This window comes from Methylobacterium sp. DB0501 (assembly GCF_011043735.1).
GTDB classification, from domain to species: domain Bacteria; phylum Pseudomonadota; class Alphaproteobacteria; order Rhizobiales; family Beijerinckiaceae; genus Methylobacterium; species Methylobacterium alsaeris.
This window is the reverse complement of sequence record NZ_JAAKGV010000001.1, coordinates 417,090-434,294: the sequence shown is the minus strand read 5'-3', so window position 1 is coordinate 434,294 and position 17,205 is coordinate 417,090. Positions and strand designations below refer to the sequence as shown.

At 71.8% G+C, this 17,205-nt stretch carries 17 protein-coding genes and 1 tRNA gene; 10 read left to right on the top strand and 8 right to left on the bottom strand.

The window, feature by feature from the left end:
* Both G4G93_RS02010 and G4G93_RS02005 read right to left on the bottom strand, forming a co-directional pair.
* Positions 1–2,514 (bottom strand): PBP1A family penicillin-binding protein, encoded by a 2,514-nt coding sequence (locus G4G93_RS02010; protein WP_246736472.1) that lies wholly within the window; start codon positions 2,512–2,514, stop codon positions 1–3.
* A 3-nt stretch (positions 2,515–2,517) separates the two neighbouring features.
* Entirely contained in the window at positions 2,518–2,874 is a 357-nt protein-coding gene (locus tag G4G93_RS02005) for a hypothetical protein (protein ID WP_165080777.1), read from the bottom strand.
* Positions 2,875–3,115: 241 nt separating this feature from the next.
* Between G4G93_RS02005 and G4G93_RS02000 the strand changes: the two genes are divergently transcribed.
* Together G4G93_RS02000 and G4G93_RS01995 are read left to right on the top strand one after the other, a co-directional pair.
* Complete coding sequence (locus G4G93_RS02000; RefSeq protein WP_165080775.1) at positions 3,116–3,553, top strand: hypothetical protein; 438 nt, start codon at positions 3,116–3,118, stop codon at positions 3,551–3,553.
* 122 nt (positions 3,554–3,675) lie between these two features.
* Positions 3,676–3,751, top strand: a tRNA-Asn gene (locus G4G93_RS01995).
* A 69-nt stretch (positions 3,752–3,820) separates the two neighbouring features.
* Here G4G93_RS01995 and G4G93_RS01990 read toward each other — a convergent pair.
* Positions 3,821–4,723 carry a helix-turn-helix domain-containing protein gene (locus G4G93_RS01990; RefSeq protein WP_165080773.1) on the bottom strand — a complete coding sequence of 301 codons (903 nt, stop codon included), beginning with the start codon at positions 4,721–4,723 and terminating at the stop codon, positions 3,821–3,823.
* A gap of 300 nt (positions 4,724–5,023) precedes the next feature.
* Here G4G93_RS01990 and G4G93_RS01985 point away from each other — a divergent pair, with 300 nt between their 5' ends.
* From G4G93_RS01985 to G4G93_RS01975, 3 genes are all read left to right on the top strand, one after another.
* On the top strand, positions 5,024–6,109 hold the full coding sequence (locus tag G4G93_RS01985) for an aromatic ring-hydroxylating dioxygenase subunit alpha (protein ID WP_165080771.1): 1,086 nt from the start codon (positions 5,024–5,026) through the stop codon (positions 6,107–6,109).
* Between the two features lie 5 nt (positions 6,110–6,114).
* On the top strand, positions 6,115–7,086 hold the full coding sequence (locus G4G93_RS01980; RefSeq protein ID WP_165080769.1) for a PDR/VanB family oxidoreductase: 972 nt from the start codon (positions 6,115–6,117) through the stop codon (positions 7,084–7,086).
* Positions 7,087–7,345: 259 nt separating this feature from the next.
* Positions 7,346–8,713, top strand: a complete 1,368-nt coding sequence (locus G4G93_RS01975) for an MFS transporter (protein WP_165080767.1) — start codon at positions 7,346–7,348, stop codon at positions 8,711–8,713.
* A 68-nt stretch (positions 8,714–8,781) separates the two neighbouring features.
* Here G4G93_RS01975 and G4G93_RS01970 read toward each other — a convergent pair whose 3' ends face one another.
* Together G4G93_RS01970 and G4G93_RS01965 are read right to left on the bottom strand one after the other, a co-directional pair.
* A complete protein-coding gene (locus G4G93_RS01970) occupies positions 8,782–9,342 on the bottom strand; it encodes a DUF2087 domain-containing protein (RefSeq protein WP_165080765.1) in 561 nt (186 codons plus the stop codon).
* Positions 9,343–9,532: 190 nt separating this feature from the next.
* Positions 9,533–10,732, bottom strand: coding sequence for an acyltransferase family protein (locus G4G93_RS01965; RefSeq protein WP_165080763.1), 1,200 nt, complete (start codon positions 10,730–10,732; stop codon positions 9,533–9,535).
* A gap of 156 nt (positions 10,733–10,888) precedes the next feature.
* Here G4G93_RS01965 and G4G93_RS01960 point away from each other — a divergent pair, with 156 nt between their 5' ends.
* On the top strand, positions 10,889–11,410 hold the full coding sequence (locus G4G93_RS01960; RefSeq protein WP_165080761.1) for a hypothetical protein: 522 nt from the start codon (positions 10,889–10,891) through the stop codon (positions 11,408–11,410).
* Between the two features lies 1 nt (position 11,411).
* On the top strand, positions 11,412–11,852 hold the full coding sequence (locus G4G93_RS01955) for a DUF421 domain-containing protein (RefSeq protein ID WP_165080758.1): 441 nt from the start codon (positions 11,412–11,414) through the stop codon (positions 11,850–11,852).
* Between the two features lie 11 nt (positions 11,853–11,863).
* On the opposite strand, the gene G4G93_RS01950 is transcribed toward G4G93_RS01955, so the two are convergent.
* Positions 11,864–12,490, bottom strand: coding sequence for a 2-hydroxychromene-2-carboxylate isomerase (locus G4G93_RS01950; protein ID WP_165080756.1), 627 nt, complete (start codon positions 12,488–12,490; stop codon positions 11,864–11,866).
* A gap of 183 nt (positions 12,491–12,673) precedes the next feature.
* On the opposite strand from G4G93_RS01950, the gene G4G93_RS01945 reads away from it, so the two are divergent.
* The 3 genes from G4G93_RS01945 to G4G93_RS01935 are packed head-to-tail and all read left to right on the top strand — an operon-like array spanning position 12,674 to position 15,979.
* Complete coding sequence (locus G4G93_RS01945; RefSeq protein WP_165080754.1) at positions 12,674–13,915, top strand: argininosuccinate synthase; 1,242 nt, start codon at positions 12,674–12,676, stop codon at positions 13,913–13,915.
* A gap of 8 nt (positions 13,916–13,923) precedes the next feature.
* Positions 13,924–15,300: an AAA family ATPase gene (locus G4G93_RS01940; protein WP_165080752.1), complete on the top strand. Its 1,377-nt coding sequence runs from the start codon at positions 13,924–13,926 to the stop codon at positions 15,298–15,300.
* 25 nt (positions 15,301–15,325) lie between these two features.
* On the top strand, positions 15,326–15,979 hold the full coding sequence (locus G4G93_RS01935) for a DUF4276 family protein (RefSeq protein WP_165080750.1): 654 nt from the start codon (positions 15,326–15,328) through the stop codon (positions 15,977–15,979).
* A 56-nt stretch (positions 15,980–16,035) separates the two neighbouring features.
* Here G4G93_RS01935 and G4G93_RS01930 read toward each other — a convergent pair whose 3' ends face one another.
* Positions 16,036–16,377, bottom strand: coding sequence for a hypothetical protein (locus tag G4G93_RS01930; protein WP_165080748.1), 342 nt, complete (start codon positions 16,375–16,377; stop codon positions 16,036–16,038).
* A 131-nt stretch (positions 16,378–16,508) separates the two neighbouring features.
* Complete coding sequence (gene mtgA, locus G4G93_RS01925) at positions 16,509–17,159, bottom strand: monofunctional biosynthetic peptidoglycan transglycosylase (RefSeq protein ID WP_395410243.1); 651 nt, start codon at positions 17,157–17,159, stop codon at positions 16,509–16,511.
* Positions 17,160–17,205: the final 46 nt, after the last annotated feature.

The following is a 17,205-nucleotide window of genomic DNA, read 5'->3' as shown; positions in this document are numbered from 1 at the left end:
TCACCGCCGCCAGATCCCGATCCGGTTCGACCGCGCCTGTTCCTCCGCGGCCAGCAGGTCCGGCGTCGCGTCGGCGCTGGCGCGGCCGCCGCCGTTGAACAGGATCAGCTCGGACAGGTCCTGCCCGTCGAGGGAGCAGCGATAGGCGCCGCCATCCGCCGGCGCGCAGGCGACGTCGCGCCGGCGCAGGTAGCGGCCGAGCTCGCGGGCGTTGCGGCCGGACAGCCCGTCGACCCCGACGAGCCGCACCGTGCGGCCGTCGAAATCGAGGGTGCCGGTATCGACCACCGACGGGTTGCCGCGCAGGACCGCGCGGCCCGTCAGATCCCGCGCCCGCGGATCGGCCTCGGGCTCGGCGACGCTCGCCACCTCGGGCCGCGGCGCCGGAGCCGACCGCGCGGCCTCGGGCTTGCCCGCTTCGACCTTGCCCGCGTCGATCTTGCCCGCTTCCGATCGGGCGGCCTTGGCCCGGGCGGCCAGGGCCTGGGTGACGAAGTCGTGCCAGATCAGGGCCGGCATGTCGCCGCCGGTGACGCCGGCCATCGGCGAATTGTCGTCGTTGCCGAGCCAGACGCCGACCACGAGGTCGCCGGCGAAGCCCACGAACCAGGCGTCGCGACTATCCTGGGTGGTGCCGGTCTTGCCCCCGGCGGGCACCGAGACCCGGGCGTTCTTGCCCGAGCCTTCCCGGACCACGGCGCTGAGCAGGTCGAGCATCGCGGTGCGGGCGGCCTGGTCGCGGGCGGGAGTCGGGGCGGTCTGAGGGCGGGTATAGAGCGGCTGCTCGCGGGCGAGGATCTGGCGCACGCTGTAGGGCTCGAGGCTCTCGGCGCCGGCCGCCACGGCCGCGTAGGCGCGGGTGATTTCCAGGAGCGTGGTCTCGGCCGAGCCGAGAGCGAGGCTCGGCAGGTTCGGCAGGTCCGAGGTGATGCCGAGGCCCCGCGCGGTCTCGATCACCGCCGGAATCCCCACCGCCTCGGCGAGCTGAACCGCGACGGTGTTGATCGAGTGGGCGAAGGCGGTGCGCAGGGTGACGGCGCCGCGATAGCGCCCGCCGTAATTTTCGGGCTCCCATTCGCCGACCTGGGTCGGGCGGTCCATCATCGTCGAATCGGGCCGGTACCCGTCGCGCAGCGCCGTGAGGTAGACGAACAGCTTGAACAGCGAGCCCGGCTGGCGCTTGGCCTGGGTGACGCGGTTGAACTGGCTGTCGGCGTAATCGCGGCCGCCGACCATCGCCAGGATCGCACCGTCGGGGGCCATCGCCACCAGGGCTCCCTGCGAGACCTTGCGGCGCTCGCCGTCCTGGTCGAGGCGGCGGGCGATCACGCTCTCGGCGATGTTCTGGAGCGTCAGGTCCAGGGTCGTGCGCACGGTGGCGTCGGCCGGCCCGGTGCCGATCAACCCGCGCACCGAATCGGCGACGCTGTCGACGAAGTAGTTGGTGCCGACCGGCGTCTCCGTCGGCACCCGGACGGTGGCGGGCGCACGCCGGGCCGCGTCGGCCTCCGCCGTCGTGATCGCGCCGGTCTCCACCATCGCGTCGAGCACCTGGGCGGCGCGGCCTCGCGCGCCATCGAGGTTGCGGTGGGGGGCGAGCTGGGAGGGCGCGCGCACGAGGCCCGCCAGCATGGCGGCCTCGCTCAAGGTCAGGTCCTTGGCCGGCTTGCCGAAATAGCGCTGCGCCGCGGCGTCGGCGCCGTAGACGCCGGCGCCGAAATAGGCGGCGTTGAGGTAGCGGGTGAGGATCTCTTCCTTCGGCAGCTGCGATTCGAGCCACAGCGACAGAACCGCCTCCTGCACCTTCCGCTTCAGGGTGCGGTCCTGCGACAGGTAGCTCATGCGGACGAGCTGCTGGGTCAGGGTCGATCCGCCCTCGCGGGTGCCGCCGGCGGCGGCATTGCGGAGCGCCGCGCGGAACAGCCCGCGCAGGTCGATGCCGTGATGCTCGTAGAAGCGGCGGTCCTCGATCGCCACGATCGCCTTGGCGAGGACCGGCGGCACCTCCTTCGGCGCGAGCTTCGCTCCCTTGATGACGCCGCGGGTGGCGAAGGCCTGCCCGTCGGCGGCCCGCACCACCAGGGCGGAGGCGGTGGGCTCGACGGTGAGCCCGCCATTCACCGGCAGGGTCGCGAGCGCGTAGATCGCATAGGCGAGGACGAGGCCGACGACGACCGCCGCCGCGGCCCCGGTCAGCCGGAGCCACGGCACCCGCCGGGCCAGCGCCGCGGCCGGCCGCCAGGCGGCGGCGGTCGCGGCCGCGGCGCGGCGGGTGGCGGGATGGGCGGCGAGGCGGCCGGCGCCCGCCCGCGCCCGCAGGACGCCCTCGCGAGCGGCCGGGCCGAGGCGGGCGCCGAACCCGGCCGCGGCACGGCGGAGCCCGGCGAACCGGGCCTGCGGCGCCGGAGCCTCGGGCGGCGCGGTCGTCCCGGCGGCGGGCCGGGGCGTCCCCCCGAGATCGAGCCAGTCGCGGGGACGTCCGTCGGGGCCGGATTCGGGGGGCAGTTCGCTCAAGGCTCAGCGTCCGATCTGGCGCGGCTCGATCCAGCGCACCGGACGGGCGGCCGGACGGCTGAAATGCAGACGGCGCGCGTGATGGCGGCCGCGGTGATGGAAGTGGCGCCCGTAATGCCGGCGGTGATGCCAGTGACGGCGGTAGTGGCGGCGGTGATGCCAGTGACGGCGATGCCAATGGCGGCGGTGCCAGTGCCGCCGGTGCCAGTGCCGGTGACGGCGCCAGCGCACGGTCTCCACCGTGGACGGCTGGTCGAGGGCGGTGGTGACGGCGGCGGTCGGCATCAGCGGCGAGGCGCCGGCGAGACCGCCGAGGCCGGTGAGCAGGAACAGGGCCAGCAGCAGGGAACGGATGCGCATCGGGGCTCCGGGCGGTGGAGGGCAGGTGGCGCGGTGCGGCACCGGACATGCCGCCCCGCTCGAAGACCGGAACTCAACGCCAAGCTCTGCCGTTCCGTTCCGGTGTCGCGGCGCATGTTGCGGTGACCCGCCGAACCCCGGTGCCTGCCATGCTCGGTATTCTCTCAAGCCTGGCAGCAGCGCGGCGACGCGTTAGGTTGTGAGTGTCACGCGGTCCTTCGCGTGTGGAGAGAGGTATGCCATGCGGCCGGGCGTGAAGCGGCTCTATCTGTGGTCTGCGGCGGCGGCCTTGCTCGCCGGCGGCATCGGCGCGGCGGAGGCCGGCTGCGTCCGGCGGGTCATCAACCGCTCGCCCTACTTCGCGGTGGCGAGCCGCAACGGCGGCCCCAGCGTCGGCATCCCGCCGCATTCCTCGCGCTCGATCCGCATGATGGCGCCGGGCCGGGTCGACATCGCGGCCCATTGCGCAGGCCGGGGCCCGCGCGGGCGCCTCGTCCCGGTCGGGCCTCCGGTGGCGCAGGACAGCTACACGTTCACGGCGATCATCGATCGCTGCTACTACGATCTCGGCCTGATGGGCTTCGGCCGGGGCGGCACCGAGCCCTTCGTGCTCAACGACCCCCGCCAGGGCGACCTGACGGTCGGCCCGTTCGGCCCGGCCTGCCCGCCGGCGCTCTGAGCCTCGGACCCGGCTCGCCCAGGGGATTCTGGAACCGGGCTGCCGAAAACCGGGCTTGCGCCCGGCGGGTGGAATGGCTAGTAAGCCCCCGTCGGCGCTCGCAGCGAGCGGCGGCCCGGTGTTCCCCGATAGCTCAGTTGGTAGAGCAGGCGACTGTTAATCGCCTTGTCGTAGGTTCGAGTCCTACTCGGGGAGCCACTTTTCCTTATCCTGACATTCCCTCTTGCTTTGCGGCGACGCTTTCGCGGCCGCTCGACTGTCAGGCCGTCACCCCTCCCCCCTGCTCATCCGCCGGAACGCCGCCGGGCTTGACCCCGCCCGCGCCGCGAAGAAGCGCGAGAAATACGCCGGATCGTTGAAGCCGAGATCGAAGGCGATCTTCGAGACCGGCAGCGTGGTGTAGATCAGGCTGCGCTTGGCCTCGAGCATCAGCCGGTCGTGCAGGATCCCCTGCGGCGAGCGCCGCACCGCCTCGGTGCAGGCGGCGTGCAGCCGGTCCGGGCTGACGCCGAGGGCGGCCGCGAAGCGGGCGAGCGGCCAGCCCTCGCGCAGATGCGCCTCGACCAGCCGGCGGAAGCGACGATGCAGGTCGGCGCGCGCGAGCGCCGCCGGCTCGGTGATCGAGCGGGCGGCGCGGGTCCGCAGCACGCCGACGACCAGGAGCTTCACGAGGGCCGCCACGGCGCTCGCCGCCCCCGGCAGGGCACCGGCGGCCTCCCGCATCAGGGTCTCGACGAGGGAGGCGAGGTCGAGGTCGATCTCCTCCGGCGAGCCGGGCCTTCCGCTGAACGTCGCCTCGGCGGCGGACCGCAGGCGGGCGGCCTCCGGATCGGGATCGAGCACCGCGGCGAGGAAGTCGTCGGCGAGCGACAGGACCACCCCGTCGGTGCCGGGCCGGAACGAGAAGGCGTGGACCACGCCGGACGGCACCCAGACCAGCCAGGGCGCGGAGAACTCCTCGCGCCTGGCATCGAGCGACAGGGCACCGTGGCCGCGCGTGACGACCAGCCCCTGCGTCAGCGCGCCGTGGCGGTGGGCCGCGATCTCCCAATCGTGCAGGGCCGCGCTGGAGCCGATCCGCTCGGCATGGACGAAGCTCGGCACCGTCGCCTCGGCGGTCTCGCCGTAGAGGCGAAAGACCGGGATCGGCCGCTCCCGCTGCGCTGGCATCGTCCCCTCCTCCCGCCGGCAGGGTAAGGCCGGGCGCCGGATCCGTCCAAGAAATTCCGGATCGCGTCCATGGCCGGGCCGGCGCCCGGCGGCTAGCGTCGAAGGATCGAACCGGACCAGTTCCAAACTGCTGATCCGGCACGCGAAACCTGTGTGCGGCGCAATACCGGCCGGCCCGCCGGCGGCGGCCCTCGGGCGATCCGCCCGAACGCCCCGATACGGCCAAGCCGGCCGCCGCACGACCGGACCTCCAGCGCGGCGAAAGACCCGCGAGGCCGGACGACGACGAGGGAGAGAACGATGACGGATCCCAAGGGTTTTCCCCTGAACGCCTGGTACGCCGCCGCCTGGGGCCACGAGATCGGCCGGGCGCTGACGCCGCGCCGGATCTGCGACAAGGACGTGGTGCTGTACCGCCGCACCGACGGCGCGGTCGCGGCCCTGGAGGATGCCTGCTGGCACCGCCTGCTCCCGCTGTCGCTCGGCCACCTCAAGGGCGACCAGGTGATGTGCGGCTATCACGGCCTCGTCTTCGACGCGTCCGGCCGCTGCACCTTCATGCCGGCCCAGGAGACCATCAATCCGTCGGCCTGCGTGCGCGCCTTCCCGGCAGTGGAGCGCTACCGCCTGGTCTGGCTCTGGATGGGCGACCCGGCCCTCGCCGATCCCGACCTCGTGCCCGACTTCCACTGGAACAGCGACGCGCCGTGGGTCGGCGAGGGCGGCACCTTCTACAGCCTGAAGTGCAATTACCGTCTGGTCATCGACAACCTGATGGACCTCACCCACGAGACCTACGTCCATGCCGGCAGCATCGGCGACGACGCGATCACCCGCAGCCCGTTCGAGGTGACCCACACCGACCGGTGCGTCACGGTCGAGCGTTGGATGGAGAATATCGAGCCGCCGCCGTTCTGGGCGCGGAACCTGGGGCGGCCCGGCCATGTCGACCGCTGGCAGATCATCCGGTTCGAGGCGCCGAACGTGGTGGCGGGCGATGTCGGGGTGGCGCTCGCCGGCACGGGCGCCCGCCAGGGCGACCGCTCGGAAGGAGTCAACGGCTTCTTCCTGGCGGCCATCACCCCCGAGACCGCCACGAGCTGCCATTACTTCTGGAACTTCGTGCGCAACTGGCGCCCCGACGACGAGGAGCTGACGAAGTCCCTCACCCTTGCCCACGTCAACGACGGCAAGGGCGTCTACGACCAGGACCACGACGTGCTGGAGGCCCAGCAGCGGGCGATCGACCGCCAGCCGCGCCAGCCGTTCTACAACCTCAACATCGATGCCGGCGCGCTCTGGGCCCACCGCCTGATCGACGGGATGATGGCGAAGGAGGGCCGGGACCCCAAGGCCGCTCCGCCCGTCGGCATCGCGGCGGAGTAGCCGCCATGGCCGCGACCGACTGGCAGCCGGCGCGCCTGCGCGCCGCCCGGGCGCTGACGCCCGACATCCGGCTCCTGGAGATCGAGCCGGCCACTCCCGGGGCGCCCGCCCCGCCCGGCAGCCATCTCGGGGTGGCGGTGATGATCGGCGAGCGGCCGGACACCCGCTCCTACTCGCTGCTCGATTCCGGCGCCGACGGGCTCTACCGCATCGCCGTGAAGCGTCTGCCCGACAGCCGCGGCGGCTCGGCCTACATGCACGGGCTGGAGCCCGGCGCCCGCCTCAGCATCTCGGGCCCCCGCAACCATTTCGGCCTCACCCCGGGCCGGCCCGGCTACCTGCTCGTCGCCGGCGGCATCGGCATCACGCCGCTGCACGCCATGGCGCTGGCCCTGCATCAGGCCGGCGCCCGGTTCCGCCTGCTCTACGCCGCCCGGACGCGTCGGGACTTGGCGCTCGCCGACGGGTTGCGCGCGCGGATCGGCGACCGGCTCGAGACGTTCACGGACGACGAGGGCGGGCGGATCGACCTCGCGGCGGCGGTCGCGGACCTCGCCCCCGGCGGCGAGGCCTATCTGTGCGGGCCCTACGGGATGATGGAGGCGGGCCGCCGGGCCTGGGCGGAATCGGGTCGCCCGGCGCAGGGATTGCGCTTCGAGACCTTCGGCACCGGCGGCCGCCACGCCACCGAGGCGTTCACCGTCCGCATCCCGCGGCTGTCGAGGGAGATCGTCGTCCCGCGCCACCAGACCATGCTGGAGGCCCTGGAGGCGGCGGGAATCGCCATGATCCACGATTGCCGGCGCGGCGAGTGCGGGCTGTGCACGGTGAAGATCCTGGATGCAGACGGCACGGTCGATCACCGCGACGTGTTCTTCAGCGAGGCCCAGAAGGCGGCGAACGCCCAGCTCTGCACCTGCGTGTCGCGGGTGGTGGGCGGCGGGATCACCATCGATACGGCGGACCGGGCGGGGTGAGGCGGGCGGTCCGGCGAAAGCAAGTCGAACCGACGCGTCTTACCAGGCTCCGACGTCATCCGGGGACTCGCCGAAGATGAGACCCCGGGATCCATAACCGCCGACGGTGCCGGATACGGCGTATCGCGTCCCGCCTCGTACTGGAACGCCAGCGGTGATGGATCCCGGGTTCCGCCGCGCAGCCCCGGGATGACGCGGAGGGTGCGACAACCCTCGCGATCATCGAAAAAAGACGAATACAATATTTGGGAGGACCACCATGGCCGTCACACCGGACACATCCGACCCCCGCGCCGCGATCCGCCAGGGCTCCATGACCCCGTTCCAGGTCGCCGCCGTGGCGGTCTGCGTGCTGATCTGTGCGCTGGACGGCTTCGACGTGCTGGTGGTCGCCTTCACGGCGGCCTCGATCGCCAGGGACTTCGCCCTGAAGCCGACCGATCTCGGCCTGCTGTTCAGTGCCGGGCTCGCCGGGATGGGGCTCGGCGCCCTGCTGATCGCGCCGCTGAGCGACCGGTTCGGCCGGCGCACCACCCTGCTCCTGTGCCTCGCCATCCTGTGCCTCGGCATGCTGGCCGCCGCCGCGGTGAACACCCTGACCGAACTCGCCCTGGTGAGGCTCTTCACCGGCCTCGGCATCGGCGGCGGGCTCGCCACCGTCAACATCGTGGTGGCCGAATACGCCACCGACCGCTGGCGCAACCTGTCGATCTCGCTGATGTCGCTCGGCTATCCCCTCGGCGCGACGCTGGGCGGCGCTTTCTCGGTCTACCTGATCGCGGCTTACGGCTGGCGCGCCGTCTACGTCTTCGGCGGCCTCGTGGCGCTGGCGCTGGTGCCGGCGGTGCTGGCCTTCCTGCCGGAATCCCTCGACTACCTCATCGCCCGCCGCCCGGCCGGGGCGCTCACGAAGGTCAACCGGGTGCTCGCCCGGCTCGGCCGTCCGGCGCTGGCCGCCCTGCCGGCCCCCTTGCGCGCCGAGGCCGAGGCCGGCGCCAGCCTCTCGGCCATCGCGCGCCCGCCCTACCGCACCCGCACGCTCGCGGCCTGCGCGGCGTATTTCTGCGTGATGACGACCTGCTACTTCTTCCTGAGCTGGACCCCGAAGGTGCTGACCGAGCTGGGGCTCAGCGTCAGCGGCGGCATCTCGGGAGCGATGCTGATGAATCTCGGCGGGGCGGCCGGTTGCCTGCTGTTCGGGTTCGCCGCCCGGAAGGCCGGGACGCGCCGGCTCGCCGCCGCCTTCATGGCCGGCCTGTTCCTCGCCGCCACCCTCTTCGGCCACGTCCCGGCGACGCCGGCGGCGCTGCTCGCCGCCACCCTCGCCATCGGCTTCTGCCTCTACGGCTCGATCAACGCGATGTATGCGGTGGTGCCGCCGATCTTCCCGGCCCCGGTGCGCGCCACCGGCACCGGGCTCGCCATGAGCGTCGGCCGCCTCGGCGCCGTCGCCGGGCCGTCGCTCGCCGGGATGCTGATGGCGGCGGGCTGGGAGCGGCCGGATTACTGCGTGGCGCTGGCCCTGCCGATGCTCGCCGCCGCCCTGTGCCTGCGCTGGGTCGCGGCCGGCGAGCCGGCGGAGACCGCGGCGGCACTTCCGGCGAACGCCTCGGCCGTGCGGGGCTGAACGCGCCGGCTTCCGCCCCTCCCGCACCCGCCGCGATGGCCGGAGACAGGCCATCGCGGCGGGTCCGGTCAGTGCCCGTTCCGGCGAAGCTGGCGGATCAGCGCCGCCCCCTCGGGCGACGGGGCCCGCTCGATCCGGCGATAATCCCGCCCGTCGATGCCCCGGGTCATCAACCCGACGTGGCACATCGTGCGCCGGATGATGGCGGGATCGCCGAACAGATGAAGCGCGGTGAGCAGGGTACTGATCTGCCGCTCGTCGAACGAGCGCTGGGCCGGGATCTTCGACCACGGCCCCCAGAGACAGAGATCCTGGATCGACCGCCGGGCCGGCCAGCTCCGCAACCGTCCCTGCGCATCGAAGTACCGTGCGGCGCGCTGCACGATCTCGGGATCGGCTTGAGCGGGGGCGGAGCGATCCTCCGGCGGGCGAGGGTCGCCCAGGGCGCGAAAGTGCTGGAAGTTGCGGTGGCCGGCGGCCCGGGCGAGCATGTTCAGCATCTCGACATGGCTCGGCACGCGGCTCGGTCCTTGGCTCGCCGGCCTGGTCCGCGCCGCCCATTGGGCACGCAGCGACTTGGCGAGCGCCGACACGTCGTGGGTCGCGAAGGGAATCGGGTCTCTCGGCACGGTCATTCTCCGTGTGCCGGTCCTGATCGGATGTCGAGGGTCACCGGCTTTCGACGCGGCACGGGAATGAGCGTGGCCGAAGGGAGAATGGACAGGTTTAGCTCCCCTCGCGGGGCGGTGACGCCTGGGTGACTGCCGACCCGCATGAAGCATAGCGGGTTTCTTCGCGGCGGCAAACCGGGCGCGGCGGTCAGAGCACCCGTCCGACCAGGGGCGACCGCCGCAGCAATGCGGCGCCGGCCCAGCTCGCGCCGAGCGCGACGACGAAGGTCGAGAGGCCCTTCGCCACGGCGCCGGCCTTCCACCCGAGCAGCCCGTACTGCGTCCAGGTCACGACGGGATAGTGCAGCAGATAGACGGCAAATCCATTCGCCGCGAGGCTGTCCCAGGCCGGATGCCGGCCCTCCGCGAGGCGCAGGAACAGGGCCGGCAGCGCGAAGCAGGCGGCGGCACAGAAGACAGCCTGCGCGATCCCGTCGAGGGCGAGTGCCGCCTGGGCCGGCCGGGGGACCGCCGCGCCGAGGCGGGTCGCCGCGACGAAGACCGTCCCGGCGGCCACCGCGAGCGCGACCCAGAGCCCGCATCGGCGGGCGAGCGCCCGCCCGAACCCGGCGATGGCCGGCCCGCCGCCTCGGCCGAGCCCGACCCCGGCGGCGAAATACGCCGCGTAGAGCCCGATGCGGCTGCCCTGCACGGCGAGCGGCCCGACCGCGAACCAGGGACGGGGACCGACCGCGAGAAGCAGCGGCAGGAAGACGAGGATCGTGACGGCGACGAGCCGGACGAAGTCCCGGCCCGGGCGAGGGTCCTCCGCGGGCGTGGCCGACCACTCGTGCGGCGCGAGCACGAACCACAAGGCCGCGGCGGCATCGAACAGCAGCAGGACGCCGATGAACCAGGGCGGCCCGCTCGGCCACGGCCCGGCCGTGACCGTGGCGTGCCAGAAGGCCGGAAAGCCCGGGGCGTCGCCGGCTTGAAGGAACTTGCCGCCGGCCTGCAGGAAGGACGGGTAATAGGCCAGCGGGACGAGCGTCAGCTCGGCGACGCAGAAGGCGAGGCCGAGGCGGAGCAGCCGCGCCCGCAGGTAGGGTCCGACCCCCTTGCGCGCGAGCCCGTCGCGGACGAACAGGCCGGAGAGCCCGAACAGCAGCGGCATGAAGAAGCCGTCGTCGAGCAGGACGACCAGGTCGAAGCCGATCCAGCGTTGCGGATCGACGATCGGCGCGGTCGAGAGGGCGTAGTGGACCCGGTCGATGTGGCCGAACGTGCAGTAGGCCAGCACCGCGTGGTGCAGGACCACGAGGCCGACGACGAAGCCGCGCATCCGGTCGAGGGCGACGAGGCGCCCGGCCGGCGCGGCCGAGGAAGGTCGGTGCAGGTCTGACACCATCGCGAGGCCGGCTGGCGCTGCGTCCCCTTGTAGGCGCGGCCGGAGCGGGGTTCCAGCCGGTGCAAGGACATGGCCGTCCGACGTCCCGGCGCTATGTCGTCGCCTTGCGACCCTGCGGCATCCCGAGACGGGCCGCCCGCGACGAGAGTGCCCCCCGTGAAGGTCATCCATGACGATCCGCCGATGCGCGAGGAGATCGCCGCCGGCTTCTATCCCGGCTTCGAGGATCGCTGGCGCCGGGCGGAGCTGGCCGGGCGCTGGCTGATGCTGGCCTTCGTGGTCGTCTGCGCCCTCGGATTCCTCGGGCGGGGGCCGTTCAGCGAGCACACTCGCGCCAACGGCGACGGCTCGATCGTGATCCATTACGAGCCGGTGACGCGCTTCGGCGCGCCGACGATCGTGCGCCTCGACACCCGGGTGCCGCCCGGCGGCGACCAAGTCGCGGTGACGATCGCCAAGGAGCTGGTCGACCTGTTCGGCCTCGAGAGCATCACGCCGCGGCCGCAGGCCTGGCAGATCGCCGGCGGCAACATCCGCCTCGTCTTCCCGGTGCTCAAGGGCGAGACGCGCGCGGTGATCCGCTTCACCGGCTCGCCGAGCTTCCTCGGCGCCGTCGCCCTCACCGCTCGCCTCGACGAGGGCGAGACCCTGTCCTGGTCGCAATTCGCGGTGCCGTGAGATGAATACCGTCCTCAAGGCCGCTGCGGCCTACGTCATCGTGCTGTTCGTGATCCGGCTGATCGGCCGCCGCACCGCGAGCCAGCAGGCGCCGATCGACATGGTGGTGCTGTTCCTGTTCGGCGGCCTCTCGGTCAGCGCCGTGCTCGGCGACGACCGCTCCTTCGTCGGCGCGATGAGTGCCCTGTTCACCGTCGGCCTGATGCATGTCGCGGTGTCGTGGCTGAAGCTGCGCTTCGTCTGGTTCGAGCGCGTCGTCGACGGCACCCCGATCGTGGTCTTCCGCGATGGGCGCTGGAACGAGACCGCGATGCGCCGCCTGCGCATGCAGCAGGCCGACATCCGCACCGCCGCGCGCCAGCAGAAGCTCGACGACCTCGACTGGGTCGCCGCCGCCATCGTCGAGCGCGACGGCACCGTGTCGATCCTGGAGAAGGAGTAGGGCTCTCGCCCCTACCGCAACCCCGCCGGCCGCTCCCCCACCGCCCAGGCGAGCGCCTGTTCCAGCCGGTCGTTGCCCCAGAACAATTCGCCGTCCTCGGTCAGGAAGCTCGGGGCGCCGTACAGCCCGCGGGACTTCGCCTCCTCGCCGATCGAGCGCAGGCGGCTCTTCACCGATTCCTGGGTCGAGGCGCGGATCAGCGCCGGGCCGTCGAGGTCGAGCCCGTTGAGGAGCGCGGAGATCGCGGCCGGCTCGGCGATCGAGGCGCCGCGTGCGAACTCCGCCTCGTAGACCGCCCGGACATAGGCGCCGATCCACGGCTCCTCGGCGCCGTGGACCGCGACCCGGGTCGCCGCGAGGCTGTTCTGGGGAAAGCTCGCGGGGCGCATCACCGGAGGCAATCCGAGGCGGGCGGCCTCGCGGGCGAGGTCGCGCCACATGTTGCGGCCCTTGGCCGGGTAGAGGTTGAACGGCGAGGAGGTCCAGCCTTGCGCGGCGAAGACCGGCCCGAGCAGGAACGGACGCCAGCGCAGGGTCACCCCGGCGGCCTCGGCGAGCGCCTCGATCCGCATCGCGGCGAGATACGAATAGGTGGATGCGAACTCGAACCAGAATTCGAGCGTGGGCCGGCGCGGCATCGCACCCCTCCGTTGGACTGAATGCGCACCTTCGCGTCCGCACGCCCCGCCCACAAGCGTTGCCTTAGGCGTCGCTTCGCCACGGGTGGGCGATGGAACTTACGGAGCGCGGTTGCACGCGGCCGGGCCGGGCTGGTAAGCCCCCGCGGTCCTCCGTTCTCCATCATCGCAAGGCGCGCCCGCATGTCCGACCAGCCCCAGAAGCGCGTGAAGAAGGTCGTGCTCGCCTACTCGGGCGGCCTCGACACCTCGATCATCCTCAAGTGGCTCCAGACCACCTACGGCTGCGAGGTGGTGACGTTCACCGCCGATCTCGGCCAGGGCGAGGAGCTGGAGCCGGCCCGCGCCAAGGCGGAGCTGCTCGGCATCAAGCCCGAGAATATCTTCATCGAGGACCTGCGCGAGGAATTCGTCCGCGACTACGTCTTTCCGATGTTCCGGGCGAACGCCCAGTACGAGGGCATCTATCTCCTCGGTACCTCGATCGCGCGGCCCCTGATCGCCAAGAAGCAGATCGAGATCGCCGAGAAGGTCGGGGCGGATGCCGTGTCCCACGGCGCCACCGGCAAGGGCAACGACCAGGTCCGGTTCGAACTCGGCTATTATGCGCTCAAGCCCGACGTGACGGTGATCGCCCCCTGGCGCGAATGGGATTTCCGCTCCCGCGAATCGCTCCTGGCCTTCGCCGAGCAGCACCAGATCCCGATCGCCAAGGACAAGCGCGGCGAGGCGCCGTTCTCGGTCGACGCGAACCTCCTGCACGCCTCCTCCGAGGGCAAGGTGCTGGAGGATCCGGCGCAGGACGTGCCGGACTACGTCTACTCGCGCACCCTCTCCCCCGAGGAGGCGCCCGACACGCCGACCGTCATCACCATCGGCTTCGAGCGCGGCGACGTGGTCTCGATCGACGGCGAGCGCCTGTCGCCGGCGACCCTGCTCGCCAAGCTCAACGAGCTGGGCCGCGCCAACGGAATCGGCCGCCTCGACCTCGTCGAGAACCGCTTCGTCGGCATGAAGAGCCGCGGCATGTACGAGACCCCCGGCGGCACCATCCTGCTGCCGGCCCACCGGGCGATCGAGTCGATCACCCTCGACCGCGGCGCGGCCCATCTCAAGGACGAGCTGATGCCGCGCTACGCCGAGCTGATCTATAACGGCTTCTGGTTCTCGCCGGAGCGCGAGATGCTCCAGGCCCTGATCGACAAGAGCCAGGAGATGGTCACCGGCACGGTGCGGCTGAAGCTCTACAAGGGCGGCGTCCACGTCATCGGCCGCGAGAGCCCGAACTCGCTCTACGACCAGGACCTCGTGACCTTCGAGGAAGGCGCCGTCGCTTACGACCACCGCGACGCGGCGGGCTTCATCAAGCTCAACGCGCTGCGCCTGCGAACCCTCGGCCAGCGCAAGCGCAAGCTGGGCGCCTGAGGCACCAGATGCTGACGCGGGTCGAGATCGATGGCTTCAAGAGCTTCGAGGGCCTGACCCTCGACCTGCAACCCTTCACGGTCATCGCCGGCCCGAACGCGTCGGGAAAGTCGAACTTCTTCGACGCGCTCCGGCTGCTGGCGCGCCTCGCCGCCCTGGACTTGCCGGACGCAGTCCGGACCATGCGGGGCGACCCGAGCGAGATGTTCCGCCGCCGCGCCGACGGCGCGACCGTCGACGCGATGCGCTTCGCAGTCGAGGTTTTGCTCGACCCGGAGGTCGAGGACGCCTTCGGGCAGCGCAAGCCCCTCGCCCATACCCGCCTGCGCTACGAGCTTGAGATCGAGCGGCGCGCCGACGACCCGGGCGGCCTGGAACGGCTTTACGTCCGCCGCGAGCAGGCTTCTGCGATCCGCCGGGCCGACGATGCATGGGGCCGACGCTCCTCGCTCGCGCAGGATTTTGCCAAGAGGCGCGCCCGATACGGCACCGGCCGGGCACGGACGCCCTTTCTGGAGACACTGGACGATACGTTCCAGGTCAACCAGGACGGCCGACAGGGGCTCCCGCGCCCGTTCCCGGTCCGCAAGGGCCGCGCCACCGCGACAGTCCTGTCGAAGATCACCACCGCCACCGAGTTCCCACACCTGTTCGCGCTGCGGCAGGAGCTTGAGGGCATGACCTTCCTGCAGCTCGAAGTCTCGGCCGAGCGCGAGCCGAGCGACGCGCTGGCCCCCGACGACCTGCTGCCCGACGGCTCCAATCTTGCGAAAGTGCTGGCCCGGATCGAGGCGGAGACGCGAACGCCCGAGCGTCCGCGCGGCGATATCGGGCTGATCCGCTCCGCCCTGTCGACCCTGATCCCGGGCGTGAAGGACCTGCGCGTCGAGCGGGATGAAGCCTATGGCCGCTATCGCTTCCTGCTGACGACGCAGGACGGCGAGGAATTCAGCTCCCGCGTGCTGTCGGACGGCACGCTGCGGATGCTCGCCCTGCTGACCTATCTCTACGATCCGCGCCGCCGCAGCGTGCTGCTGTTCGAGGAGCCGGAGAACGGCATCCACGCCGACCGGCTCGCCCGCCTGATCGCAGTGCTACGCGAGGCCTGCACCTCGTTACGGACAGCCGAGGACGACGAGGAGCGCCTGTTCCAGGTGATCCTCAACACCCATTCTCCCGTCGTGCTCCGGGCGACGGAGGACGAGGAGATCGTTGCCGTCGACGTTGTGTCCCGGGTCGATCCCGAGCACAGGGCCGTGACGCGCCGCACGCGTATGCGCGCCGGCCTCGTCGCGGGCGAACTCCCTCTCGACGACCGCGAGCACCGCCTGACACGATCGGATATCGATCGGATCGTCCAGAGCGGGGACGAGCGCACCCTTTGACGCAGGACTTGGCATGACGTGGCTCGTGGCCGGCCTGTTCTCGGAGGGGCCTACCGACCGGCGCTTCCTGCCGAAGATCGTCTACCGCACGCTGCTCGGTATCGTGCAGGCAGAGGCGGTCGTCAGGGTCGAACTGCAGGAAGACATCCTCTCCTACACCGAGAAGACCAATGCCGCGCGCGCCGCCATTGTTTGCCGCGACCGGGACAGCGTCGATCTGTTCGTGATCCACGCCGACGCGTCGCGAGCGCGGGTCGAGCAGGTGGAGGCGCAGATTGTCGGACAGGTCCGGACATTCTCCCGAGCGGAATGCGCGATGCCGGAACACCGCATCGTGCCGCTGATGCCGGTCCGCGAGATGGAGGCCTGGACGCTGGCGGATCCCGATGCGGTCGCGCGGGTGTTCGGCTTCGCGTCTTGGCCAGATCGCGTCCCCCTCTCCTGGCATCCGGAGCGGGCGGAAACCGTCGAGGATCCCAAGCGCGCCCTCAACGAGGCGGTTCGCGTCCTGTTCGGCGGACGCAAGGGGCGGCGCGCGCCCGATCCCGGAGGTCTGCTCGACCAGATCGCCGCGGAGATGGACCTGCGGCGCCTCGGGCGCCTACCCTCCTATCAGCGCTTCGAGACCGACCTGCGGGTTGGCCTCGGGGCGATCGGCATCGTGCGGCGCACGCCCTGACACCCGCCGGGGGAAGCGCGGCCGACCCCAAGGCCGGCCGCGCGAGGCGTTTCGCCTTACGCCTCGTCCTCGTCGTCGATGTCGACCAGGAACAGGATGTCGACGTCGTCCTCCTCGTCCTCGTCGTCGGTCCCGGCCTGGGTGTCGTTCGCGGCCTTGGGCTCGTCCTCGTCCTCGAAATCCTCCTCGTCCATCGAGTCCTCGAAGGTCTCGACCTCGTCCTCGGTGGCGGGGCGCAGCTTCAGCGATTCGACCTTGCCCGTCCACAGCGGGCGGCCGTCGCTCTTCATGGTGCGCAGGTCGTCCTTGAAGCCCTCGACCTCGAGAAGCTCCCGGGCCCGTTCCTCGTTCGACCGGATGATGGCGACGGGCGTGCCGTCGATCTCGAGAGTGAACATCGTGCTTCCCTTGTAAGGGCCGCGCCGCAAAGGGCGGGCGCGGCCGGTGTTACGGGGGGAAAGGCCGCCGCGCCAGCCCCGTTCCGGGCGGCCTTGAGGGAAAGTCGCCAGGGCGCCGAATGTTCGCCGGCTCACGGCCGCACGCACTGGCTCAATGACCCGATCCCCGCCGTCCGTCCCTGGATCCGCCCGGCGAGCGCCCGCAGGACCCGGGTCGGGTGGCGCGGGTTGCGGAAAAACGGGTTCGGCAGGGCGGCGACCAGCAGGGCGGCCTCGCCCCGGGTGAGGTCGCGGGCGGACTTATTGAACCAGTGCCGGGCGGCGGCCTCCGCCCCGAAGATCCCATCGCCCCACTCGGCGACGTTGAGGTAGATCTCCATCGTCCGGCGCTTGCCCCAGACCAGATCGACCATCAGCGCCAGCGGGATCTCGAGGGCTTTGCGCAGGTAGGAGCGGCCCGGCCACAGGAAGACGTTCTTCACCGTCTGCATCGTCACCGTCGAGGCGCCGCGGCTCGGGCCGTCCTCGTCGTCGACGACGCTCCACAGGGCGTCCCAGTCGACGCCGCCATGCAGGCAGAAGCGCTGGTCCTCGGAGGCCACGACGCCCTGGACCAGGGCCGGGGCGATGGCATCCAGCGCCACCACCTCGCGGGTCACCGGCTGGAGCGTGGCCCAGCGGCCGAGCATCAGGGTTGAGGGCGGGGTCAGCGCGCGATAGACGAGCGCCAGGACCAGGACGAGGACGACCGCCATGACGGGCACCAGGAGCACGGCGCGCACGATGCGCCGACCCCGGGGCCGGGCCGGTGGTGCCCCCGCCGGGACC

What these genes read in the sequence shown, in the direction of transcription:
- G4G93_RS02005 (WP_165080777.1), bottom strand. Translation starts at nt 2,874, where the DNA reads ATGCGCATCCGTTCCCTGCTGCTGGCCCTGTTCCTGCTCACCGGCCTC.
- G4G93_RS02000 (WP_165080775.1), top strand. Translation starts at nt 3,116, where the DNA reads ATGCGGCCGGGCGTGAAGCGGCTCTATCTGTGGTCTGCGGCGGCGGCC.
- G4G93_RS01990 (WP_165080773.1), bottom strand. Translation starts at nt 4,723, where the DNA reads ATGCCAGCGCAGCGGGAGCGGCCGATCCCGGTCTTTCGCCTCTACGGC.
- G4G93_RS01985 (WP_165080771.1), top strand. Translation starts at nt 5,024, where the DNA reads ATGACGGATCCCAAGGGTTTTCCCCTGAACGCCTGGTACGCCGCCGCC.
- G4G93_RS01980 (WP_165080769.1), top strand. Translation starts at nt 6,115, where the DNA reads ATGGCCGCGACCGACTGGCAGCCGGCGCGCCTGCGCGCCGCCCGGGCG.
- G4G93_RS01975 (WP_165080767.1), top strand. Translation starts at nt 7,346, where the DNA reads ATGGCCGTCACACCGGACACATCCGACCCCCGCGCCGCGATCCGCCAG.
- G4G93_RS01965 (WP_165080763.1), bottom strand. Translation starts at nt 10,732, where the DNA reads ATGGTGTCAGACCTGCACCGACCTTCCTCGGCCGCGCCGGCCGGGCGC.
- G4G93_RS01955 (WP_165080758.1), top strand. Translation starts at nt 11,412, where the DNA reads ATGAATACCGTCCTCAAGGCCGCTGCGGCCTACGTCATCGTGCTGTTC.
- G4G93_RS01950 (WP_165080756.1), bottom strand. Translation starts at nt 12,490, where the DNA reads ATGCCGCGCCGGCCCACGCTCGAATTCTGGTTCGAGTTCGCATCCACC.
- G4G93_RS01945 (WP_165080754.1), top strand. Translation starts at nt 12,674, where the DNA reads ATGTCCGACCAGCCCCAGAAGCGCGTGAAGAAGGTCGTGCTCGCCTAC.
- G4G93_RS01940 (WP_165080752.1), top strand. Translation starts at nt 13,924, where the DNA reads ATGCTGACGCGGGTCGAGATCGATGGCTTCAAGAGCTTCGAGGGCCTG.
- G4G93_RS01930 (WP_165080748.1), bottom strand. Translation starts at nt 16,377, where the DNA reads ATGTTCACTCTCGAGATCGACGGCACGCCCGTCGCCATCATCCGGTCG.